The following is a 23,919-nucleotide window of genomic DNA, read 5'->3' as shown; positions in this document are numbered from 1 at the left end:
GTGGTCTGCCGACGTGACGCCAATATTCACGCCGCGGGCAGGGGCTCCTTGTAGGACAAGGCTGTGGTCGTTTGCGGGCCGGTTTCCGCACGGTTACGTGCGCTGCCATAAGCCTGGACGTACGCTCTTGCCGAGGCCGTCCAACCGAAATCGCGCCGCATGCCGTTGCGCTGCAGGCGGCGCCAGGCGTCGGGCACGGTTTTCCAGAGGTGCAGGGCGCGGTCGACGGCCTCGTCGAACGCGGCCTGGCTGGACCCGCGCAGGACGAAGCCCGTGCCGTCGCCCGCCGGCGCGTCGGCATCCAACACCGAATCGGCGAGGCCGCCGGTGGGTGTGACCACCGGCGGCGTGCCGTAGGCCTGGCTGTACATCTGGTTCAGGCCGCAGGGCTCGAAGCGCGATGGCATCAGGAAGCTGTCGCTGCCGGCCTCGATGCCGTGGGCGAGGCTTTCATCGAAGCCCACGGTGACGTGCATGTGGCGAGGATGGCGCTTCGCCAGCGCCCGCAGGGCGCCTTCCAGCGCCGGGTCGCCGCTGCCCAGGATGGCGAGCTGCCCGCCGTGGCGCAGCAGCCGCTCGGCCCCGCCGATCACCCAGTCGATGCCCTTTTGCTCGGTCATCCGGCCGACGAGGCCGAACAGCATGCAGTCGCCGTCCTGCGAAAGTCCCAGCATGCGGCGCAAGGCGGCCTTGCAGGCCGCCTTGCCGTCGAGGCGGTCGGCGGAAAAGGGCTCCGAAATCAAGGGATCCCGCAGCGGATTCCAGAGCGCGGTGTCGATGCCGTTGAGGATGCCCTGCAGGCGGTCGGCACGGGCGCGCAGTACGCCGTCCAGGCCGAAGCCGAGTTCATGCGTCTGGATCTCGCGTGCGTAGGTGGGGCTGACCGTGGTGATGGCGTCCGTGTACTGCAGGCCGGCCTTGAGCATGGAGAGCTGGCCCCAGAATTCCGCCCCCTCGATGCCCAGGTGCTGCTCCTCGATGCCGAGGCGCTGCGCCCAGTCCATGGGGAACACACCCTGGAAAGCCAGGTTGTGGATGGTGACCATGCTGCAGGCGACCGTGTCCGCCCGGGGGCCGGCCGCGTCGCGGAACTGCCGCAGGTAGAGCGGCGCCAGCGCGGTGGGCCAGTCGTTGGCGTGGACGATGTCCGCGGTCCAGCCGCAGGGCGATTGCGGCGTGCCGATGCGTGCGGCGACGTGGGCGAGCAGGCCGAAGCGCAGGGCGTTGTCCGCATGGTCGCCCTGTGCACCGGCGTAGGGCGAGCCCGGGCGTGCGTAGAGCTGCGGGCAGCAGAGCAGCAGCAGCGGCACTTCGTGTTCGCCGCGGTCCACGCTCAGCAACTGGGCGGCAGGCCACGGGCCTTCGGCGGGCAGCGAGTGCCAGCCGGTGATCCGACCCTGCAGCGGCATGCCTGCATAGGCGGGCATGAGCAGCATCACCTCGTGGCCCAGGGCCGCGATGGCGGGCGGCAGCGCGGCGCTGACGTCGCCCAGGCCGCCGGTCTTGACCAGCGGGGCGCATTCCGATGTGGCGAAGAGAATCTTCATGCGCCGGATTCTCCGCCCACGAGCACCGCGAACGGCAGGCCGGGACGGTCCGGAAGCACTTCTCCGAGGATTTCCTCCACGCTCCATCCTTCGCCGGTGTCGGCGCCGATGCGTCGGCCCGTCATCCACTCCTGCCAGCCGCCGGTCTTGGCCAGCACGGGATGGGCGGAAGCGACCGATATCCGGGTGCCGCGCCAGCCCGCCGCCGCCAGGCCATAGAGCAGGCGCGCGCAGACCACCACGATGGCCCGGCCATCGCGGATGCGGGCGAAGGCGAACGCGTGCTCGGCACCGGGGCCGTCGAGCGCGAGCGGCAGATAGGTGGAGTGGCGGAACAGGTCCGGCAGGGCCTGCCGCAACTGCAGCAGGCGCCAGGTGACCAACTGCTTGGCATCCGGGCCGGGCACCGGGCCCATGAGGCGCTCCCAGTCCGCCTGCGACGGATGCACGCCCTCGCCGTAGAGCGCCTGCACCTGTCCGAGCGCCTGTGCCATGGCGCCGAAATCCACGGGACGGCGGTTGTCCGGGTCCACGAGGCTGAAGTTCCACTGTTCGCAGCCCTGGTAGATGTCCGGTACGCCCGGCACCGTCAGCTTGAGCGCGAGCTGGCAGAGGCTGTTGCGGAAGCCGTAGGGCGCGATGGACTGCACGAACCTTTCCAGTTCGCGCACGAAGCGTTCGGTCGAGAGCGCGCCGTCGATGTAGCGCGCCACGGCGCCCTCGTAGGCCTCGTCGGGGAACAGCCAGTTGGTCTGCTGCTTGGCCTCGCGCATGGCCTTGACCATGTACTGCTGGATGCGTTCGCGCAGTTCCTGGCGCTCCTGCGGCTCGGTGGCGTGGGTGGGCCAGATGCCGACCAGCGCCTGGTAGAGGGCCCAGAGGTCATGCGGCCGCGGGGCCTGGACACCGTCCACCTCGGTGGTGAAGCGCTCGCCCAGTTCGCGCAGCTGCAGGGCGGTGTCTTCCCACAGGGCGGGGATTTCCGAGAGCACGTTGAGGCGGGCCCGGAGGTCTTCGGAGCGTTTGCTGTCGTGCGTGGACGTGGCGAGCAGGTTGTGCGGGCGGTGGCGGGCACGCTGCAGGTTGGCCTGGTGGAAGGCCGCGCAGGTGAGGCCGAAGCGGCGCGGCTCGGAGCCGACGTCGTTCAGGGAGACCAGGCGCACGTAGCGGTAGAAGACGGTGTCTTCCACGGACTTGGCCATGACCGGGGCCGTGAACTGCTGCCAGCGGCGGATGAAACGCGCGCGCAGGGGCGGGGCCGCACCTTCGTCGCCGAGCAGGACACCCTCGAGATAGGCCAGCACGCCGCCTTCGCTGGTGCCCATGCGCCGCCGCGCGGCTGCGATGGCCCAGGCGACGTGGCGCCGGTCGGTGTCGCTGGGCGGCGTACCGTCGGGCACGAGGTAGGTGCGGTACACGGGAAAGACCGCGGCCACCTCCGTCAGGGCGATGCGCAACTGGTTGCGCGTGAAATCGATGGTGCGCCGGTCCGCCTGGGCGATGCGGTAGAGCGTGTCGGCCAGCCATCCGAGGTCGCTGTAGAGCGAGGTCTGGATGATGTGCTTCTTGCACTCGTACACCGCTTCCTCGAAGTCCTTCGTGTCGCCCGTGAAGCTGGTGTAGGCGTCGTCAAAGGCGGCCTGCGAGGCGGTGTCCACGAAGAGGCCGTTGACCAGGCTGCTGAACCGGTAGCCCGTGGCGCCATGCACGGGCCAGTCGGCCGGCAGGGGCTCGTGGTCCGCCAGGATCTTCTCCACCACGAGGTAGAGCGCCGTGGGCTCGCGGCCGGCAGCGCGGGCGAGCGCGGCATAACGCCGCTGCAGGCGGTCGAAGTATTGCGCGGGATGGGCCAGGCCGTCGGGGTGGTCGATGCGCAGGCCGGTGATGCGCCCCTCCGCCAGCCAGCGGAAGATGCAGGCGTGCGCGGCCTCGAACACGGAGGTTTCCTCCATGCGCAGCGCGGCGAGGGAGTTCACGTCGAAGAACCGGCGGTAGTTGATGTCGTCGCCCGCCACGCGCCAGTCTGCCAGGCGGTAGGGCTGGTCGCGCAGCAGGCCGTCCAGCGCGTCGAAGCTGCCGGCCTCTTCCTGCCGGCCATTCCAGTGGGCGAGGCAGGCCGCGATCCACTGGCGCAGCCAGGCGTGGGCGCCGGCCAGTTCCGCCAGGCGCCGCTGGTGCAGGGGCGCATCGCGCCGGCGCATGGTGCGCTCGCCTTCATCGCCGGTGTCGCGGTCGGGCAGGCGGCCGAAGGCGTCGATGAGGGACTGCACCTGCAGCGCGCTGTCGCCATCGGCCTCCCCGGGCGCCGGCGCGGGCACGGCCGCGAAGATGCGGGCGTAGTGCCGGGGATCGATGGGCAGCCGGTGGTCCCAGTAGCACACCAGGAAGCGGCCGGCCTGCGCGTCGAAATCCAGGCGCAGCTCGCCGGATTCGAGCACGTGGCCGTACTGGCCGCCGAGCATGGGCAGCAGCACGCGGCCCTGCAGGCTGGCGGTGGCGGGTTCCCATTCGATGTCGAAGAAGCCGGCATGGGCGGAGGACCGCCCGTGCTCCATGACGTCGTCCCACCAGGGGTTGGGAGCGTCGATCACGCCCATGTGGTTGGGCACGATGTCCAGCAACTGGCCGAGGCCGTGTGCCTGCAGGGCATCGCACAGCGCGGCATGGCTGGCCTCGTCGCCGATTTCCGGGTTCAGCTGCGTGGGATCGACGACGTTGTAGCCGTGCGTGCTGCCGGGGGCGGCCTTGAGGTAGGGCGAGCTGTAGAGATGGCTGATGCCCAGCGCCTGCAGGTAGGGAACGGCGGCGGTCATGGCCGCGAAGGTGTTGTCCTTGTGGAACTGCACGCGGTAGGTCGCGAGCGGCACGTCCGCGGTGTCGAGTGCGGGCAGCTCTTCCACGGCCGCCTGCATGGCAGGGCGTCCCCGGTGCCCGCGCATGGCCGAGGCCACGGCGGCGAAGCAGGGGTGCGTGGCCAGCCGGTCCAGCGGCACGGCGAGGCGCCGGCGCCAGTTGGGCTGCATGTCCTCGGTGGTGCCGGGCACGTTCACCTGTTCGAGCTGCGCGACGGCGTCCTCGATCTGCACGGCCGCGAGCCAGGAGGGCGTGCGTGCGAGGTAGGCATGCACCGCGGCCGTAAATTCCGCCGTGGCTTCGGGCACGGACTGCGCATCCACCGTGGCACCGGGAGGCAGCAGGCCTTCTTCCTGCAGGGCCATCAGCAGCCGGACACGGTCCTGCGCCCGCTCGATCAGGCTGCGCGCGTGGGCTTCCGAATCCGGCAGCCAGCCCAGGCGCCGCTGCACCTCGATGTCCTCGCCGGACCAGTAGCCGCGCAGCGTGGGCAGGTCGTGCGTGCTCACCACGGCCAGGGCCTGCACCGGCCACTGTGCGGGCGGGCGGAAGGCGCCGCCATCCATGCGTTCGAAGATCAGCGGGCGGTAGGAGAGGATGGTGCGCTGCGCCATGGCCTCGCGCATCTGCGGTGCCACGTTGCCGAGGTCTTCGCCGATGACGAGGCACTGGTGGCGGTGGCTTTCCACTGCGACCACCGCGAGCAATGCCTGCAGCGGATAGGCGACGTAGGTGCCGCCGCCGCCGTGGGTCCAGAAAAGGCGCATGAGCGCCATCACGTGGTCCATGCGCAGCGCCCCGGCGGGATGCATGACGGCGTGCAGCAGGCGGCGCATCGGCATGAAGCGGGCCGCGGCCAGCGCGACCGGATTGAGCGGCGGCAGGCCCCAGTCCTGGCCCTGGGTGTTCAGCGGATCGGGCGGCGCCCCGACGTTCATGCCGCGCGCGTACAGGTTCTGCAGGGTCCAGGTTTCCGAGCCGCCGTCGCTCGCGCCGACGGCCAGGTCGCAGTACAGGCCGAGCGGCATGAGGGCCCGGGCGCGTTCGCCGGCCTGCTCGAGCTGCAGGTATGCGGTCCACTGCAGCCACATGTGGTAGGCCACGGCTTCCGCGTGGTCCTTGGAGAAGGCCTGGGCGGCCGGGCCCTGGGGATCCCGCAGTTCCTCGGGCCAGGCGGGCCAGCCCCAGGTGTCGGGCGATGTGCGCACGAGGTGGCGCTGGATGGCCTCGAACAGCGCATGGGGCGCCAGGGTGGCGGCATGTTCCTTCAGGAAGGCCTGGAAGGCGAGGCCGCGCGGACTCAGTGATTCCCAGTCGCCCTGGCGGAACTCGTCCCACAGCAGGGCGAGCATCTCCTCCTTGGCGGCGGCGACCTCGGCATATTGCACTGTCTCCGCGGCGCGCAGGGCCTGCAGCCGCTGCTGGAACCCGCCGTCGGCGTAGAGCGACTGGGCGGCGCCACTGCGCAGGAACTCCGGCATCGCGGTGACGTCGATGAACAGCGGGTTGAGCGCCAGGCGGCTGGACGGGCTGTAGGGGCTGGCCAGGTCCGGGCGGTCCATGCGCAAGGCGTGCAGCGGGCTCAGGCCGACGAAGGCGGCGCCCTGGGCGGCGGCGGTCGCCACCAGGTCGCAGAGATCGGAGAAGTCGCCGATGCCCCAGTTGCGGTCCGAGCGCAGCGAATAGAGCTGCACGCTCAGGCCCCACCAGCGCTCACCATGGCGCAGCGGCTCGGGCGACCAGCAGCGCCCGGGGGCCACGATGACGAAGCGCTCTTCCTGCATGCCGGACCCGACGAGCCGGTAGTACCCCGCGCGCAGCGTGGCCGGCAGCCGAGCGACAGCGCCCTGGCCCTCGCAGACGGTTTCCTCGGCTTCGACTTCACTGGTGACCAGCCTCCAGGAGCTCGCGCCAGGCCATTCGATCTCGGCTGCCTGGCCTTCTTCCACCACGATGGTGGCCGGCAGCGCATCGGCGTCGGCGTGCGACCCCATGGCCGACAGGGCCCGCTCGAGCACCTCGGGCGGCACGTCGCGGTTCTCGCCCCAGAAGCTGGCGTACTGGAGCGCGATGCCGGCCCTGCGGGCGCGCTCGTGCAGGCCTTCATGGCCTTCGAAGCGGGGCGCGTTCATGCGGGCACCTCCTGCAGCGTCCACAGGGCCGACCATGGGGCCCAGGCGCTGCCGCCTTCCCAGCGGTGCTCGAAGACCGGCTTGCCGGGCACGATGTCCGGCTGCCGGGGTTCCCGGCCCACGGATTCTCTGCCCAGGTTCATTTGCATCACGAGGCGTGCTCCATCGTCGTAGTCCCACTCCACCTGCAGCCCGGTCGCACCGATGCGGCGCGCCGTATGGGGGCCGGAGCGCAGCCGGGGCAGCCGCGGAGCGATCCATTGCCGGCGCGCCGACAGGGCGCTGCGCACCAGCGCAAGCCGTTCCTGCCCGGCGGGGCCTTCCGCCTGCCGCCAGTCGAGGCGGCTGCGTTCCAGGGTGGCGGCGTCGCACGGGTCGGGCAGTTCCCGGCCGGAGCCGGCTTCCAGCCGGAATTCGCGCTGGCGTCCCTGGCGCACCGCTTCGCGGAGTTCACCCGTCCAGTCGGCGAAATACAGGAACGGTGTTTCCGCTCCGAATTCATCGCCCATGAACACCAGCGGCGTGGCGGGCGTGAGCAGCGCGGACAGCAATGCCAGTTCGGCTGCGGGCTGCGTCACCAGGTGCGAGAGGCGCTCGCCGAAGGCGCGGTTGCCGATCTGGTCGTGGTTGCCGCAGAAGTTCACCATCGTGGCCAGGGGCTGCGGTGCGGCAGGTGCCCGTGCCAGGCGCCTGCCATCGCCGTCGCGGTGGGAGGGCGAGAAGACGTAGCCGCCCGCGAAGCTGTGCGCGAGCCCGTCCAGCGGTGCATGGGCATAGTCGGCGTAGTAGCCCTGCCGTTCACCGGTGAGGGCGACGTGCAGGGCGTGGTGGAAGTCGTCGTTCCACTGCGCGTCGTAGCGCGTGGGTTCGGGCCGGGGGGCCAGGCGCTGGCTCTCGTTCTTCTCGTTCTCGAGGACGAGGTGCACGTGCCGGTCTTCCGCGGCCTGCCGCACACGCTGCGCGAGGTCTTCGAGCACGTGGGGCGATCCGTCGTCCACGATGGCGTGGACGGCATCCAGGCGCAGGCCGTCGATGCGGAACTCCCGCACCCAGTAGAGCGCGTTCTGGATGAAGAACTCGCGCACCGGCCCGCTGTCCCTGCCGTCGAAATTGATGGCCGCGCCCCAGGGACTGTGGTGGGTTTCGGAGAAGAAGGCCGGGGCGTAGCTGCCCAGGTAGTTGCCGTCCGGGCCGAAGTGGTTGTACACGACGTCCAGGAACACCATCAGGCCGAGCGCATGGGCCCGGTCGATGAACCGCTTCATGTCGTCCGGCGTGCCGTAGGCCGGGTGCGGCGCGAACGGCAGCACGCCGTCGTAGCCCCAGCCATGCCGCCCACCGAAGGTGGCCACGGGCATGAGCTCGACGGCGGTGAAGCCCTGCTCCGCCAGCCAGGGCAGCCGCTCCATGGCGGCGGTGAACGTGCCCTCGGGCGTGAAGGTGCCCACGTGCAGTTCGTAGAGGACGGTGTCGCTCCACGGCCGGCCCGACCAGCCCTCGGTCGTCCAGTCGAAGGCGGCCGGATCGGTCACGCGGCTCGGGCCGTGCGGGCCGTCGGGATTGCTGCGCGATGCCGGATCGGGCACCAGGGGGCCGCCGTCCGCCTGCCATTGGTAGAGCGTGTCCGGGCCGGCCTCCCGCACGGTGGCCTGCCAGAAGCCGTCCGCATCCCGGCGGGCCGCAACCTGGGCGGGTTCCTCGCCGGGTGCGCTGCGGTGGTGGAGGGTGAGCCGCGAAGCGGCGGGAGCCCAGAGCGTGAAGTGGACGCCACCCTCAGGCAGGAGGCGGGCGCCGATCTGCATGTCGTGCTGGTGCTTCATGGAGCGGGATCGCCGGAAGCGCCCAGTGCGGTGAGGATCGCCATGGCATGCCCTGGCAGCACGTATTGGCTTCCGGAAGCCACCGGCGCAGTATCCGCGGGCGGCACGTCGGCGGTGCGGGTGTCCACACGCACGGTCCAGGAGCGGCCACCTTCCTCCTGGGGCAGGGTGAAGGTGGCGTCTTCGCCGGTGGCGTTGAAAAGGACGAGGGCCGCGCATCCGTCGGCATCCGCCTCCATCAGGGCGGCGACGCAGCGCGATTGCGGGTCGTCCCATTCCTCGGGAGTCATCGGCAGCCCCCAGACGCTGTGCCAGTGCACACCGACGCAATCGGCCCGGCCGCCGTCGGCGACCGCGGTGCGCAGGGCCGGCAGCTCGGTGCGCAGGGAGATCAGGGCCGCGGTGAAGCGGCGCTGGGCGTCGTTGCGGCCTGCGTGCTCCCAGTCGTACCAGGACAGGGGACTGTCCTGGCAGTAGCCGTTGTTGTTGCCCTGCTGGGTGCGGGCGTGCTCGTCGCCGCCCAGGAGCAGTGGCGTGCCGTGCGATACGAAGAGCGTGGCGAGGAAGTTGCGCATCTGGCGCTCGCGCAGGGCCAGGATGGCGGTATCCTCCGTCGGGCCTTCCGCGCCGCAGTTCCAGCTGCGGTTGTGGTTTTCGCCGTCGCGGCTGTCTTCCTGATTGGCCTCGTTGTGCTTTTCGTTGTAGCTGACGAGGTCGGCCAGGGTGAAACCGTCGTGCACGGTGACGATGTTGACGCTGTCCGTCGCCGGGCGGCGGCGGGCTTCCAGGATGTCGGCGCTGCCGCACAGGCAGGCGGCGAAAGCGGGCAGGCTGCCGTCGGTGCCTCGCCAGTAGTCGCGCACCACGTCACGGTAGCGTCCGTTCCATTCCACCCAGCCGTCGGGGAAGCCACCCACCTGGTAGCCGTCTGGGCCCAGGTCCCAGGGTTCGGCGATGAGCTTGACGCACGAGAGCACAGGGTCCTGCGCCACTGCGGCGAAGAAGGCCGCGCGGTGGGTGAAGGCGCCCGAAACGTCGCGCCCCAGCGAGCAGGCCAGGTCGAAGCGGAAGCCGTCCACGTGCATCTCGGTGACCCAGTAGCGCAGACTGTCCATGACGAGCCGCAGGGCAGCGGGGCTGCTGGTGTCCACGGTGTTGCCCGTGCCCGTGTAGTCCACATAGAAGCGCGGATCTTCCGGGGAGAGGCGGTAGTAGGCGGCGTTGTCGATGCCCTTGAGGCTGAGCGTGGGGCCCAGGTGGTTGCCTTCGGCCGTGTGGTTGTACACCACGTCCAGGATCACTTCGATGCCTGCGGCGTGCAGGGCCTTGACCATGCCCTTGAACTCGTCAGTGCCGCCGTCGCCACGGCTGGCGGCATAGCGGGGTTCGGGTGCGAAGAAGGCGATGGTGTTGTAGCCCCAGTAATTGGCCAGGCCCGCGTCCACGAGCCGCTTGTCGTCCACGAAGGCCTGCACGGGCAGCAGTTCCACGCTGGTCACGCCCAGGCCCTTCAGGTAGGCGACGGCGGCCTCCGATCCCAGCCCGGCATAGGTGCCGCGCTGGGCTTCCGGCACACCGGACAGTGTCTGCGTGAAGCCCTTGACGTGCATTTCGTAGAAGACGGTCTTGGAGGGCGGTACGCGGGGCGGTGCGTCGTCGCCCCAGTCGAAGCGCGAGCGCACCACGATGGCCTTGGGCGCGGTGGCACCGTTGTCCACGCCGCTGATGGCGTCGTCCTCGTCCTCGTGGCCGAGCTCATAGCCGAACTGGTCGTCGGCGCCCAGCACGGGCCGGTCGAGCGCACGGGCATGGGGGTCGATGAGCAGCTTGGCGGGATTGAAGCGCTGGCCCTGCGCGGGGGCGTAGGGGCCATGGACACGCAGGCCGTAGCGCTGGCCCGGCTTGAGTCCCTTGACGTGCCCGTGCCACGTGCCGGCGGTGAAAGCCGGCAGGGCGATGCGCTGCGTTTCGTTCTCGCCGTCCGCGAAAAGGCAGACTTCTACGCGTTCCGCGCCCGGCGCGTGTACGGCGAAGTTCACGCCGTTGCGGTCGGCCGTGGCGCCGAGCGGCAGCGGCCGGCCTGCCTCGGCGACATGCCGGGTGGCGCGGGGGCGGCGGGAGGTCATGTGCGGTGCGGCGTCGCCTGCCTTCATGCGGCCACCTTCAGGCCGGAGCTGTCCGACGCGCAGGCCACGGAGGGACGGGCCCGTCCGATGCTGGGGGTGGTGGACTGCAGGCTCTGCGGCTTGAAGAACTGGCGCGGCACGACGACGATGCCGCTCTCGGTCACGTGGAAGCGCTTGCGGTCTGCCTCCAGGTCGAAGCCGATGCGTTCGTGCGCCGGAATGTCGTTGTCCTGGTCGATGATGGCGCGGCGCACCTGCGCCCCGCGGCCGATGCGCGAGCGCTCCATGACGATGCAGTGCTCGAGTCGTGCGTCGCGCTCGACGACCACGGAGCGGCGCAGCATGGCGTTGTCCAGCGAGGCGCCGTCCACGATGCTGCCCGAGCCCACCACCGAGCGGTGGATGACGCCGTTCTCGATCTGGGCCGATTCGGCCTGGTCGGGGCTGGCGTAGATGGGCCAGTGGCGGTTGGTCATGCGGAAGCGCGGCGTGGCGCCCAGCGTGTCGAAGTGGGCCTGGTAGTAGGCGTCGATGGTGCCAACGTCACGCCAGTAGCCGTGCTCTTCGTAGGGTTCGGTGCCGGGGATGGTGTTGGTATCGAAGTCGTAGGCCATCAGGCGGTGCGACTTGAGCATCGAGGGCAGGATGTGCTTGCCGAAGTCGCTGTGGCCGGTTTCGTGGGCCTCGCGCAGGGCGTCCAGCAGGATGTCGGCGTTGAAGAGGTAGTTGCCCATCGAGGCGAGCGCGTGGGTGGAGCTGCCGGGCATCGGGCGCGGCGGCGTCTGCGGCTTCTCGACGAAATCGACGATCCGGTGGTTGTCATCCGTCTCCACGATGCCGAACTGGTTGCAGTCGGCCAGCTTCACCGGCAGCGTCGCCACGCTGACGTGGGCGTTGTTCTTGGTGTGGAAGTCGATCATCTGGCGCACGTCCATGCGGTAGATGTGGTCGGCCCCGAACACCGCGACGATGTCGGGCTTGAAGGATTCGATCAGGTGGATGTTCTGGTACACCGAATCGGCCGTGCCCTGGAACCATTCCGGTCCATTGCGCATCTGCGGCGGCACCACGGTGACGAAGTGCTGGGGGATGAAGCGGGTCATCGTCCAGGACTGGCGGATGTGCTCGATCAGCGACTGCGACTTGTACTGCACCAGCAGGTAGATCGAGTAGATCTCGGAGTTGACGAGGTTCGAGAGCACGAAATCGACGATACGGTGCTTGCCGTTGAAGGGAACGGCGGGCTTGCAGCGCTCGGCCGTGAGCGGATGCAGGCGCGAGCCTTCGCCGCCGGCCATGACGATGGCGAGAACGTTCTTGGTGCTGGACATGGTGGGACTCCCGAAGGATCAAACGTTGAAGGGCGCGGAAACGGGGAATGCCGCTGCCGAACCGCTGCCGTCCAGGCGCAGCCGCGCACGCCGGTCGGGGCGTCGCGCGGGCAGGGCTGGGAAGGAGGGGTGCGTCATGGCAGGAGGGCTACCCCGCCATGTTCTGTTGCGCCGCAACAAAAGGTTGCAGGAAGTTCCTACGAGGCGCTGTCAGTGGCCACCTACGTGCGGTGAGCGGTGCCGGTTGCGGGGCGTGGACGCGGGATTCCAGGCGGCCGGGGTGGCGGCCAGGAAAGGCTGCGGCAGCGGCCTTCAGGCGCCGCCGGGCTGGCGCAGGCTGGCGAGCGAACGCTCGATGAGCGCGTCGAACGCGTCGAAGTTGAGCGGCTTGCCGAGCACGTGGTCGAAGCCTCCGAGGGCGGCGCGCTCGGCCGTGTTCATGCCGGTGATCCCGATGGCGATGCAGGCCGGAAGCCCGGCGTTGACGGCAATCGCCTTGAGCTGCGGCACCAGCTCCGCGCCCAGCATGTCCGGCAGGTGCTGGTCCACCAGCAGGAGCGGCGCGGGCTGCGACCGCATCAGCGCGATCGCCTGCGCACCGTCGAGCGCCACCCGCACGCCGTGGCCGTTGAGTTCCAGCAGATCCCGCAGCAGCTCGGCCGCCTCGTGGTTGTCGTCAACGATGAGAATGTCTGCGTGCATGAAGAGAGGCCGTTCCCCGGCCGGGCGGCCGTTTCAGGAACCGGCGATTGTGCCCGAGCCCGCCGGAGGAATCCGTACCGAGAAAACCACATGGCCGTCATCGTAGGTATAGGCGATGGCGCCGCGGTGGCCCCGCACGATCTCGTAGGCGATGTAGAGCCCCAGGCCCATGCCGGAGCGGTTGCGGGCGTTGCCGGACGAAGAGGCCTTGAACGGGCTGAACAGGTTGTTCGCGATGGCTTCGTCGATGGGCGCGGCCACGTTCCGCACGGAGATGGCCACCCCGCCTTCCGGCAGCGGATCGGCAGCGACGTGGACCGGATGACCGGGCCGGCCATGGTGGCGTGCATTGCTCATGAGGTTCACGACCACCTGGGCGATCCGGTCGGCATCCACGCTGGCTTCCAGCAGCGGCGGCAATTGGGTGCGCAGTTCGATGTCGGGGTGGGCCGTGCGCGCTTCGTCGATGAGGTCGGCGAGCAGGGCGGAGAGGTCGGTGTGGGCGATCTGCAGGTCCAGGCCCAGGCCGCTCTGCAGCCGCGACATGTCCATGACCTGGCTCACGAGGCGCTGCATGCGGCTGCTGGACGACTGGATGCGCTGGCCCAGCCGGCCGGTTCGGCCGCCGGCGTCGCCGTCCTTCTCCAGCACGCGCGCGGCCATGCTGATGGAGTGCAGGGGGTCGCGCAGGTCATGGCCGAGGACCGCCATGAGCTGGGTGCGGGCCCGGTTGAGTTCGGCATGCCGGGCGTGCTGCGCGCGCTGCAGTTCGTCCAGCACCTGCCCGGCGATGTCGAGTTCCACGCTTTCCCACGGCTCGGCCTTGGCGCGGACGGTCTCCTTCCACAGATCGAAGGAACCCCGGGGCGTGAGTCGCGGGCCCAGCGGGCCGGGACGGACTTCCTTCTCGGGCCGGCCGCCCCAGTGGATGGTTTCGATCTGCTCGCGGCGCAGGAAAAGGGCCCAGCCTCCGCGTTCGCGGTCGAACGGCAGGGCCAGCAGGCCGCACCACGGCGCCGCCCGTGCGGCCAGGGCCGCCATGCGGCGGGGCAGGGAATGGGTGTGGAACAGCCGGTCCGGGGAGACATCGTCCGGGCCGGCGCCGAGCCACTCCAGGATGGCCTGGGCGGCCTCTTCCTGGATGCTGCCGAAAAGCTGCAGCTTGGCGCCGGTGGCCACCACGGCCGCTTCGGCGTGGAGGGTCGTGCAGAGTTCGGGCGCGTGGCGGGCCAGGGCAGCGTACTCGTCGTCCGAATGCAGGATGTCCGCGACGAGACGCGAGCGCACGGCGGCGGCGGCCTCCGTGCGTTCCGTCTGGGCGCGCAGCAGGGAGTTCTGGATATTGGACGACAGCACCTGCGCGATGACGTCGCAGGCCATGCGCACGCTGTAGGGCACCTGGCGCGGCTGCATGTGGTGGCAGGCCAGCAGGCCCCAGAGCTGGCCGTTGATGACGATGGACACGCTCATCGAGGCGGCCACGCCCATGTTGACGAGGTACTCGATGTGGATGGGCGAGACGCTGCGCAGGATGCTGGCGCTCAGGTCGAGGGGCCTGGCTTCCCGCTGCAGGAGCGGCACCACGGGCGCGCCCACGTCGGCGATGAGCCGCAGGGTGTTGACGACATACAGGCGCCGGGCCTGGGCGGGGATGTCGCTGGCGGGGTAGCGACGCCCCCGGTACGGGTCCAGCGTGGGAATGCAGGTTTCGGCGACTACTTCGCCGCTGCCGTCGGGCCGGAAGCGGTAGGCCATCACGCGGTCGAAACCGGTGAGCGCGCTCAGCTCCTGTGTGGCGAGTTGCAGCAGGTCGTCGATGGCACGGGGCCTGCGCAGTTTTTCCATGGCCCGGTGCGCCTGCACCGCGAACACGGCCAGTTCGGCGTTGCTGTGCCGGCGCGATTCGAATTCGGCCACGAGCAGCTTGTCGCTGATGTGCTGCACCACGTCGAAATGCCGGGCACCCACCTGCAGTTCCGCGGGCATGGGCACCTCGGCTGCTCCTTGCAGCGCCGTCATGCCTTCGCGCACCTTGTCGGCCACGGCCGAGCAGGGGGCCAGCGGCAGCAGCGCCTCAAGCACGCTGCCCGGCACCACGGGGCAGCCCAGCAGATCCTCCGCGTTGGCGCTCGCATAGTGGACGATGCCGTCTGCGTCGAACGCGATGAGCGCGCCATGGTCCTGGATGCTGCCGGGAATGTGGATCGGCTCGCGGTCGCAGTTGTCGAGGGTCGCTGCCGCGGGGGCCGCGGTGTGGAGCGGAAGGGTCATGGAAAGGGCTCCATCGAGCCGCATGGGATCAGGTCTGCAGTCGGGGTCGTGGCGTGGGCGCAATGGCGTGGAGCGGTCATGCGGATGTTTCCTGTGGATCGTATAGCCGTTGCAGGGCATCGAAGGCCGCGCGCGCTCCGGCGCAGGCGGCCTCGATGTCGGCCGGCGTCCGCACATTGCGGGCCAGGCGGGCCGTGAAATCCTTCCAGCGTTCCGCCGTGCGGGTGCCGCTGCCCTGCAGGTACCGCAGGGGGTGGGGCGCCAGGGGCTGCGCCAGTTGCCGGTAGAGCCATTGTCCTCCGAGCTGAGACCCTTCCACTACGTAGGCCATTCCCCAGGCCACGGCGGCATGCCGCCCGGGAAACGGCACGAGCGCCGATTCGATGGCCGCGCGTGCGCCCGGGGCCGCGCAGGGCGGCAGGGGGGCCGCGGCGTCCGCCAGATCGTCGCGCAGGGCATTGCGCCGCGCCGGATCGTCCAGCCGCCAGGCGGACGCACCGTCGTCGAGCACTCCCAGCAGCGGGGACAGCGTCTGGAGCCAGGCCGCCAGGGCGCATGCGTGGCGGACGTAGTCCTCCAGCGTGGCCCCCGGGCTGGCGATGGGCAGGGCTGCGTCGAGGCGCTCGTGCCGCGTGCGCGTGGCATCCCGCAGGGCGCTCAGGCAGTCGGCCGCGGGCTCGCCCTCCGGACGGAGGGCATCGCCCGGCAGGGCCGGAGCGCGGGGCGCGGCAGGCCTCATGACGGTTGCCGGATGAGGTTCCGCACGCGGTGGGCCAGCGCGTCGAGCGTGAAGGGTTTGGTCAGCACGTGCATGCCGCGTTCCAGGTGACCGTTGCCCACGGCCGCGTTCTCGGCATAGCCGGTGATGAAGAGGATCTGCAGGTCGGGCCGGGTGAGGCGTCCGCCATCGGCCAGCTGGCGCCCGTTCATGCCGCCGGGCAGGCCGACGTCGGTGATCAACAGGTCCAGGTGGGTGCGCGACTGCAGCACCTGCAGGGCGGAGGGGCCGTCGTGCGCCTCGATGGTCTGGTAACCCATCTCGTGCAGCACCTCCACCACCAGGGAGCGCACGCTCGGCTCGTCGTCCACCACCAGCACGGTGCCCGATCCCTCGCCCGCCTCGGGGAGCTGCAGAGCCGGGATGTCGGAGTCCTCGGGCTGGGCTTCGTGGCGGGGCAGGTAGATGCACATCGTGGTGCCCATGCCCGGCTCGGAATAGGCGCGCACCTGCCCGCCGGACTGCCGGGCGAACCCGTACACCATCGACAGGCCCAGGCCTGTGCCCATGCCGATCGGCTTGGTGGTGAAGAAGGGCTCGAAGATCCGGCGCATCACTTCGGGCGCCATGCCGGTGCCGGTATCGGTCACGCACAGCGACACGTACTGGCCCGGCGGCAGGTCGCGCTCGCGTCCTGCGCGCTCGTCCATCCAGGCGTTGGCGGTCTCGATGGTGAGCCGCCCGCCGCCGGGCATGGCGTCGCGGGAGTTGATGCACAGGTTCAGCAGCGCGCTCTCGAGCTGGTGCGGGTCCACGTGGGTGGTCCACAGGCCCACGGCGTTCACGACTTCCAGCTCCGTCTCGGGGCCGATGGTGCGGCGGATGAGCTCCTCCATGCCGCGCACCAGGCGGTTCACGTCGGTGGGCTTGGGGTCGAGCGTCTGCCGGCGCGAGAACGCCAGCATGCGGTGGGTGAGCGAGGCGGCGCGGCGCGCGGCGCCCTGGCCGACCGTCACGTAGCGGGCCAGGTCGTCGAAGCGCCCCTGCGCGACGCGCCGGTTGAGCAGTTCGAGGCTGCCGCTGATGGTGGCCAGCAGGTTGTTGAAATCGTGCGCGAGGCCGCCGGTAAGCTGGCCCACCGCCTCCATCTTCTGCGACTGCCGCAGCGCCTCCTGGATGGCCTCGCGCTCGCGGGATTCGGCGGTGAGGCGCGCCAGGGCATCTTCCAGGTCGCGGGTGCGCTCGGCCACCCGGCTTTCCAGGTGGCTGTTGAGGGCGCGCAGTTCCTGTTCGGCGACGCGCTGGTCGGTCACATCGTAGCCTTCGGCGAAGATGCCGTTCACCGCCCCCATGCCATCCAGCGTGGGCTGGTAGATGAAGTTCAGATAGTGCTCCGTCAGCGGGCCGCCCGGCTCGCGCTGCAGCATGACCTTGAGGTTCTTGCCGATGTAGGGCTTGCCGGTGCGGTACACCTCGTCGAGCAGTTCGTGGATGCCCTGGCCCTGCAGTTCCGGCAGGGCATCGCGGATGGACTTGCCTTCGAGGTCCCGGCGCCCGATGAGCTGCTGGTAGGAATCGTTGACGAACTCGTACACGTGTTCGGACCCGCGCAGCACGCACATGAAGCCCGGCGCCTTGCTGAACAGTTCGCGCAGGCGGTCGCGCTCGGCCGTGCGGGATTCGAGTGCCTCGGCCTGCGCGATGGCCGGCGCCACCTGACCGGCGAGCAATTGCACGAACGACCGGGTCTCGGCGTCGTCCCCGGGGCGAAGCGGATTGACGCCGCACACGAGGAAGCCCGCAGAACGGGCATCGCCTTGCGGGGGCAGCGCCACCACGAAGGCGGTCTGCGGTGGAACCTGCCACGCGCCGGTGGGCGTATCGGCCGCCGGCTCCAGGGGAACGGGGTATGCGGCCTCGCCGGCAGCAAGCCGGTCCAGCCGCCAGGGCCATGGCGCGCCGGGGGCGATCTCGCGCGGCGCCAGCCGGTGGCCCGAGGGTACGCCGGCGTTGCAGGCCAGCCGCGCCGTGCCGTGGGCATCGTGGAGATAGATCAGCGAGAAGGGCAGGTCGTGCTGCGCGCGCGCCAGGGTGGCGCAGGCGCCGTCCACGACCTGCTGGCGGGTGCCGCCCAGCGACATTGCCGCGCCCAGTTCGTGCAGCACCGCCAGGCGCCGTTCGCTGATGACCCGGCGCGTTTCTTCGGACACCGCGCAGAACAGGCCGTTGACGCGCCCGTCGTCGTCCAGCAGCGGACTGTACGAGAACGTGTGGTAGGTCTCCTCGAGGTTGCCGGTGCCGGCGCGGTCGATGAGCAGCATGAGGGACGAATCCCAGGTGGACTCGCCACGCTGGTACACCGCGTGCATCCGGTCCTTCACGTCGTCCCAGATCTCGGCCCAGACCTCCGCGGTGGGACGCGCCAGCGCATGGGGATGCTTGATGCCCAGGGTGGGACGGTAGGCGTCGTTGTAGAAGAAGGCGATGTCCGGGCCCCAGCCCACCCACATTTCGAAGCGCGAGGTCAGCAGGATGCGCAGCGCTGCCTTGAGCCCCTGCGGCCAGTGTTCGGGCGGCCCCAGCGGCGTGGCATCCCAGTCGTGCTGGCGCATGTGGCGTGCCATCTCGCTCTGGCCGATGAAGATGCCGGCATGGCGTTCGGCGGGCGGGGTCGATAGGGCTGTCATGGCGTCGGGGGACGTCGGGGACTAGGACTGGCGGGCGGCCATCAGGCGCGCTATGGTGGCCATCAGGGCATGGGGCTGCAGGGGCTTGCCCAGGTGGGCGTCGAAACCTGCTTCCAGGGCCTTGTTCGCGTCCTGCGGGCGCGAGAACGCAGTGAGCGCGATCGCGATGGGCGGCTTGAGCCCCTGGGGCACGGGCATGTCGCGCAGGGCGCGTGCGAGTTCGTAGCCGTCGCGCCCGGGCAGGCCGATGTCGCTCACGACCACGTCGGGCCAGCGCTCGCGCAGCGCCCGCACCGCCGCATCGAAGTCTGCCGCCTGGCGGGGCCGGGCGCCCCCGTCCGACAGGACCACGGCCAGCATTTCGCTCGCGTCCGGATGGTCTTCGACTGTGAGGATGTCCAGGCCCCTGAGCGGGCGTTCGGTCTCGGCGGGCTCCGGGGCCGGCTCGTCGGACGCCAGGTCTGCGGGGGCGGTCGTGCCGCCGTCGCCTTCGCAGGCGGCGGTGAGCGTGACCGTGACCGTGGTGCCTTCCCCGGCGCCGGCACTGTAGGCCTCGACGTCGCCGCCGTGCAGTTCCGCCAGGTGCTTGACGATCGACAGGCCGAGGCCCAGTCCGCCGTGGCGCCGGTTGCCCGGTGAATCGCTCTGCGTGAACCGGTCGAAGAGGTGCTCGATGAACTCGGGCGAGATGCCGCGGCCGTAATCCTGCACGGACAGCGTGAGCACGTCGCCGTCGCGGGCCATCGACACGTCGATGCGCCCGCGGTCGTCCGAGAACTTGATGGCGTTGGTCAGCAGGTTCCAGAAGATCTGCTGGAAGCGCGTCGGGTCGAGCCAGGCGGGGCCGGTGTCCTCGCCTGCGCGCAGCACGATCTCTAGGTGCTTCTCGGCGATCGAGGCCTGCAGTGCATCGATCGCGGAGCGCACCACCTCGATGGGCTGTGTCCATTCGCGCTCCAGGTGCAGCTTGCCGCTGTTGATGCGCGAGACGTCGAGGATGTCGGAGATGATGCGCGCCTGCGCCTTGACGTTGCGGTGGATCGAATCCAGGCCCTTGATGAGTTCCGGCGTGCCGCCGCGCCGCTTGAGGATGTGCACCCAGCCAGCGATCGCGTTCAGCGGCGTGCGCAACTCGTGCGAGAGCACGGCGATGAAGTCGTCCTTGGTGCGGCTCAGGCGCTCGGCCGTGGCGCGGGCCGCCTGCTCGCGCTCCAGCACCTCCTGGCGGCGGCTGTCGAGCTCCACGCGCTCGGAGATGTCCGCGGCCAGGGCCATGCGCAGCCCGGGCTCCACGTGCGCGGAAATGCTCCATTCCAGGTACACCCACTGCCCCGATGGCCGCATGAGCGGGAATTCCCCCTGCCACGTGGCCGACTGGCCGGTGTCCATGGTCTTGTCCCTGACGAAGTCCACCCAGCCGGGCGGTGCGAAGTCGCTGATCGAGCGGCCGAGCACTTCCTGCCGCGTGCGCCCGAGCAGGCGTGCCATCGCCGGATTGACATCGGTGAAGCACCCGTCGCGCTTCAGCAGCCCGATGCCGCTGAGGGCCTGGCTGTAGATGGCGCGGAAGCGACGGTCGCTGCGCCGCAGGCTGTCTTCCGCGGTGCGCGCGCGGATGAGCGCCTGCAGTGTGCCCACCAGCACCGCGGGCTCCACGGGATGGGTGAGATAGGCGTCCGCCCCGGCGTTCAGGCCGGTGACGCGGTCCTCGGCATGCACGTGGGCCGCCGAGAGGTGCATCACGGGCAACTGGGCGGTGTCTTCCCGGGCGCGCAACGCGCGGCAGACGAAGAAGCCGTCGATGTCCGGCAGGTGAACGTCCAGCACCACGGCCGAGATGCCCTCGCCCGCCATCTGCAGGGCCTGGGCGCCACTTTCGGCTTCCACGGTCTGGAAGCCCGCCGCGCGAACGACGCGCGCGGTGGAATAGCGGGTGACCGGGTTGTCGTCCACCACCAGCACGGTATGGGCCGATCGTTCGATGGTCGCGTGGATGGCTCCGACGTCCAGCATATGCGTCACTCCGCGATCCCGGTGGCGGGCGCCGGCTCCGGCAGGCGCACGGGCAAAGTCACGGAGAACACCGATCCTTCGCCGGGCGTGCTCTGCAGTTCCACGGCACCGCCGAGCAGCTCGGCGAGCTGGCGGCACAGCGCCAGGCCCAGGCCGGTGCCGCGCAGGCGCTTCTGCAGCGGAGAGCCGACCTGCGAGAAATCCTCGAACACGCTGGCATGGAACTCGGGCGCGATGCCGATGCCCGTGTCGGCCACGGAGAAGCGCACGTGGTCTCCGTCGCAGGCCTGCGCGGACACGCGGACCTCGCCGCGCGGCGTGAACTTGAGCGCGTTGGAGATGAAGTTGCGCAGTATCTGCGACAGCTTGCGGTCGTCCGTGAAAAGCGGCGGAAGGTTGCGGGGCTCCTCGAACACCAGGTTGAGCTCGGGGTTCGTGGCGACCGGCTTGAACATGCCGCGCAGGGCCTGGAACAGGTCCACCATCTCGAACCAGGCAGGCGAGATGTCGACGCGGCCGGCCTCGATCTTGGCGAGGTCGAGCAGGTCGTCCACCATGTCGGAGAACTCCGCCGCCGTGGCCTGGATGAAGGCCACCTGCCGCGACTGCTCGGCATTCAGCGGGCCGTCCATGTGGTCGGCCAGCAGCCGCGCAATGCTGCGGATGGAGCTGATCGGCGTGCGGAATTCGTGGCTCATGTAAGCCAGGAACCGGCTCTTCATCTCGGTGGCCTTGCGCAACTGCTCGGCCTGCGCGTCCAGTTCGGAATAGAGCGCCACCACGCCGCGATTGGTTTCCTCCAGCTCGGTGCGCAGCAGTTCGAGTTCCTGCTGGCTCGTCGCCAGGGCGGCACGCAACGCCTCGGGAGCGGTGGCAGTGGCCTGGTCTTCGTGCTCGGATGTCATCGTGCGGTTCCTCGTGTGCGCGGCTTGCTCAGCCAGTGCGCTGGATCACGACGACGGTGGCGTCGTCGCGGGCCCGGTGGTGGTCGCGCAGCAGCACGGCGGCCGCGAGCGCAGGGTCGCGGCCGAGCAGGGGATGGAGCGCGGCGGGAGGCCAGCGCGATTCGATGCCGTCGGTATGCACGATGGCGAGCGCATGGTCGGGGGGCTGCGTGGCGGTCTCCGTGGCCTTGCGGATGTGCAGCCCCACGGTGCCGTGCAGTGCGGGCACCGAGCGGTCGGCCACGCCGGAGAGCAGCCGCGCCGCCACGTTGCCGATGCTGGCACTGTGCACGGAGGTCTGCGGGCCGTCCCAGCGCAGGCTGCACACGGCCGCGCCGCGCGTTCCCTGCAGCGCCAGGTGGGCCCGGTCGACCACGCCGCCGAGCTCGCTGAACGGCGACTGCAGGAAGACCGACAGTGCCGCCTGCGCAGGCCGGGCCGCCTCGGGGCCGTGTCCCAGGCCGTCGGCCATGCACAGCGCCACGCGCTCACCGTCGATGGCTGCCGCCCAGGCGTCGCCGCAGACGGTTTCCCCGCGCAGCGGCAGGCAGATCGCGCCGATGCGGACTGCCGGGAGGGGCGCGCCGCGGCGCGGGACGGCATCCGCGGCCGCGAAGCCATCCTCTTCCTCCCGGGGACGTTCCTGCACCCGCGCGACGCAGACCGTGCCCTGGGGCGTGGAATGCAGGTCGAAGCTGTCCGCGAGGCGCCGCACGGCGCCCAGACCCGTGCCGGGCGATCCGCCGGTGGAGTAGCCGTCGCGCATCACCAGCCGCAGATCGTCGATGCCGGGGCCGTTGTCGATGGCGATCACTTCCACGGTGCGCCGCCCGGGGATCGCCGCGATCAGCAGCCGGCCGCCCCGGGCGTGCCGGTGCAGGTTGGTGGCCAGTTCGGTGACGACCAGAGAGAGGCGGCCGGCGTCGGTGGCGTTCCAGCCCAGCTCCCCGCTGGCGTGCGCGCCGAAGCGCCGTGCCTCGCCGACGCGGCTGGCGTCGTCGATCGGGAAGGCCACGTGGGTCCAGCCGTGCAGGACCTCGGTGGAGGCGTGGGAAGTCGCGTCCATCACTTCCATTTCGTGATGGTCACGCAGGTGCCCTGGCCGGGGGCGGTACGGATGTCGAAGTCGTTCACCAGCCGGCGGCTGCCCGGCAGTCCCAGGCCCATGCCGCCCCCGGAGGTCCAGCCGTCCGACAGGGCGAGCTGCAGGTCGGCAATGCCCGGGCCTTCGTCCTCGAACTGCATGCGCAGCCCGGAGCGCCCGGCCTGGTCGAGCAGTTCCCAGCGCATGCGGCCTCCGCCGCCGTGAACCAGGGTGTTGCGCGACAGCTCGCTGGCGGCGGTGATGACCTTGGTCTGGTCCACCAGCGAGAAACGCAGCCTGCCGCACAGCGTTCGCACGGCCTGGCGGCACAGCACGATGTGCTGTTCGGATTCGAGGGGCATCGTGCCCGATGTCTCATCGGCCAAGAGGGGCCTCCTCGCGGATGCGGCGCAGCAGTTCCATGCCGCGCTCCACGTTGAGCGCGGTGCGCACGCCGTCCAGCGACAGGCCGAGTTCCACGAGGGTGATGGCCACGGCCGGCTGCATGCCGACCACGACCGCATGTGCCGAGAGGATGCGCGCGATGCCGGAAATGCTGCTGAGCATCCGGCCCACGAACGAATCCACGATCTCCAGCCCGGAGATGTCGATCATCACGCCCGTGGCGCCGGTATCGGCGATGCGCGCGGCGAGGTCTTCCTGCAGGGCGAGGGCGGTGCGGTCCTGCATGTCCAGCTGGATCGTGACCAGCAGGGTGTCGCCCATGCGGAGGATCGGTATGCGTTCCATGCCGTGTCCTTCCGCTCAGGCGCGCGCGCGCTCGGCGCGGTCGATGCGCCAGCCGCTCTTCTGCAGCGCGAACGCGAGGGCGTCCGCCAGCGTGGCGCGCGTGTGGATGCCCTGCAGGTCGATGCCCAGGTGCACGATGGTCTGCGCGATCTGCGGACGGATGCCGCTCACGATGCAGTCGGCACCCATGAGCCGGATGGCGGCCACCGTCTTGAGCAGGTGCTGCGCGACCAGGGTGTCCACCGTGGGTACGCCGGTGATGTCGATGATGGCGATGTCGGAGCCGGTATCCACGATGCGCTGCAGCAATGTTTCCATCACCACCTGGGTGCGGTTGCTGTCGAGCGTGCCGATCATCGGGACGGCGAGCACGCCTTCCCAGAGCTTGACCACGGGGGTGGACAGCTCCAGCAGTTCCTCCTGCTGGCGGCGGATGATGTCCTCGCGCGCCAGCTGGAAGGTGTTGACCGTGTGCTGCGCCATCCGGTCCACCAGCGCGGTGGTGTTCCAGAGCGCGGCCTGCAGGGCGGTGGTGTCCTGCGAAATCGACTGCAGCTGGGTGAACAGGGCTTTCTTGAGCGCCAGCACGAACAGGCTGGTGTCGCCGGCGGTCTCGCCCCGGGCGGCCCGGGAGCGGGAGAGGGCTTCCAGCAGGCCGTTGAGCGTGTGCCATGCGCTGGCCGCCTGGGGGTGGCCGGCGGGCGGCGGAGCGCTCCGCAGCGCGGTGCGCAGCGCGTGCAGGATGTCGCGCGCGTCGGAGACGGCGTTCGCGGAAGACGGCGGGACGTCGCCGTGCGCTGCCTCGGCCATCCACTCCTGGATGACGGCCTCTTCCTTGCGATCCAGGATATCCAGGAGGGCCTCGTACTGCAGGGTCATGGCCGGGCGCTTTCGCTCAATGTTGTAGATATGGCAAATTCTAAAGGCCGGGGCATGCCCGC

The 23,919-nt window shown here is 70.2% G+C and carries 15 protein-coding genes; all 15 read right to left on the bottom strand.

Features of this window, described 5'->3' with window-relative positions:
* Window positions 1-26 precede the first annotated feature (26 nt).
* The 15 genes from glgA to BLR05_RS07635 all read right to left on the bottom strand — a co-directional run bounded on the left by glgA (window position 27) and on the right by BLR05_RS07635 (window position 23,857).
* The gene (glgA, locus tag BLR05_RS07705; RefSeq protein ID WP_092833369.1) at window positions 27-1,547 is read right to left on the bottom strand and encodes a glycogen synthase GlgA; all 1,521 of its coding nucleotides are present in this window, start codon (window positions 1,545-1,547) and stop codon (window positions 27-29) included.
* On the bottom strand, window positions 1,544-6,532 hold the full coding sequence (locus BLR05_RS07700) for a malto-oligosyltrehalose synthase (protein WP_092833366.1): 4,989 nt from the start codon (window positions 6,530-6,532) through the stop codon (window positions 1,544-1,546). Before BLR05_RS07700 ends, glgA begins: the two co-directional genes overlap by 4 nt.
* Entirely contained in the window at window positions 6,529-8,352 is a 1,824-nt protein-coding gene (gene treZ / locus BLR05_RS07695) for a malto-oligosyltrehalose trehalohydrolase (protein ID WP_092833364.1), read from the bottom strand. Before treZ ends, BLR05_RS07700 begins: the two co-directional genes overlap by 4 nt.
* Window positions 8,349-10,505 carry a glycogen debranching protein GlgX gene (gene glgX, locus BLR05_RS07690; protein WP_092833362.1) on the bottom strand — a complete coding sequence of 719 codons (2,157 nt, stop codon included), beginning with the start codon at window positions 10,503-10,505 and terminating at the stop codon, window positions 8,349-8,351. The genes treZ and glgX overlap by 4 nt, the downstream gene beginning before the upstream one ends.
* A complete protein-coding gene (locus BLR05_RS07685) occupies window positions 10,502-11,809 on the bottom strand; it encodes a glucose-1-phosphate adenylyltransferase (RefSeq protein ID WP_092833360.1) in 1,308 nt (435 codons plus the stop codon). Before BLR05_RS07685 ends, glgX begins: the two co-directional genes overlap by 4 nt.
* A gap of 312 nt (window positions 11,810-12,121) precedes the next feature.
* Window positions 12,122-12,511: a response regulator gene (locus BLR05_RS07680; RefSeq protein ID WP_092833358.1), complete on the bottom strand. Its 390-nt coding sequence runs from the start codon at window positions 12,509-12,511 to the stop codon at window positions 12,122-12,124.
* A 33-nt stretch (window positions 12,512-12,544) separates the two neighbouring features.
* Window positions 12,545-14,782, bottom strand: coding sequence for a GAF domain-containing protein (locus tag BLR05_RS07675; protein WP_092833356.1), 2,238 nt, complete (start codon window positions 14,780-14,782; stop codon window positions 12,545-12,547).
* A gap of 76 nt (window positions 14,783-14,858) precedes the next feature.
* Complete coding sequence (locus tag BLR05_RS07670) at window positions 14,859-15,521, bottom strand: biliverdin-producing heme oxygenase (RefSeq protein ID WP_225979312.1); 663 nt, start codon at window positions 15,519-15,521, stop codon at window positions 14,859-14,861.
* Entirely contained in the window at window positions 15,518-18,187 is a 2,670-nt protein-coding gene (locus tag BLR05_RS07665) for an ATP-binding protein (RefSeq protein WP_092833354.1), read from the bottom strand. The genes BLR05_RS07670 and BLR05_RS07665 overlap by 4 nt, the downstream gene beginning before the upstream one ends.
* 21 nt (window positions 18,188-18,208) lie before the next feature.
* Complete coding sequence (locus BLR05_RS07660; protein WP_092833352.1) at window positions 18,209-20,200, bottom strand: hybrid sensor histidine kinase/response regulator; 1,992 nt, start codon at window positions 20,198-20,200, stop codon at window positions 18,209-18,211.
* A 5-nt stretch (window positions 20,201-20,205) separates the two neighbouring features.
* The gene (locus tag BLR05_RS07655) at window positions 20,206-21,105 is read right to left on the bottom strand and encodes a sensor histidine kinase (RefSeq protein WP_192883911.1); all 900 of its coding nucleotides are present in this window, start codon (window positions 21,103-21,105) and stop codon (window positions 20,206-20,208) included.
* Window positions 21,106-21,133: 28 nt separating this feature from the next.
* Entirely contained in the window at window positions 21,134-22,210 is a 1,077-nt protein-coding gene (locus BLR05_RS07650) for an anti-sigma regulatory factor (protein ID WP_092833465.1), read from the bottom strand.
* Window positions 22,210-22,614, bottom strand: a complete 405-nt coding sequence (locus BLR05_RS07645) for an anti-sigma regulatory factor (RefSeq protein WP_092833350.1) — start codon at window positions 22,612-22,614, stop codon at window positions 22,210-22,212. The genes BLR05_RS07650 and BLR05_RS07645 overlap by 1 nt, the downstream gene beginning before the upstream one ends.
* Window positions 22,604-22,978 (bottom strand): STAS domain-containing protein, encoded by a 375-nt coding sequence (locus tag BLR05_RS07640; protein ID WP_092833348.1) that lies wholly within the window; start codon window positions 22,976-22,978, stop codon window positions 22,604-22,606. Before BLR05_RS07640 ends, BLR05_RS07645 begins: the two co-directional genes overlap by 11 nt.
* 15 nt (window positions 22,979-22,993) lie before the next feature.
* A complete protein-coding gene (locus BLR05_RS07635) occupies window positions 22,994-23,857 on the bottom strand; it encodes an STAS domain-containing protein (RefSeq protein ID WP_092833346.1) in 864 nt (287 codons plus the stop codon).
* Between the last annotated feature and the right edge of the window lie 62 nt (window positions 23,858-23,919).

It is taken from the genome of Paracidovorax cattleyae (assembly GCF_900104515.1).
GTDB classification, from domain to species: Bacteria; Pseudomonadota; Gammaproteobacteria; order Burkholderiales; family Burkholderiaceae_C; genus Paracidovorax; species Paracidovorax cattleyae.
This window is presented reverse-complemented; position numbering and strand designations above follow the sequence as displayed.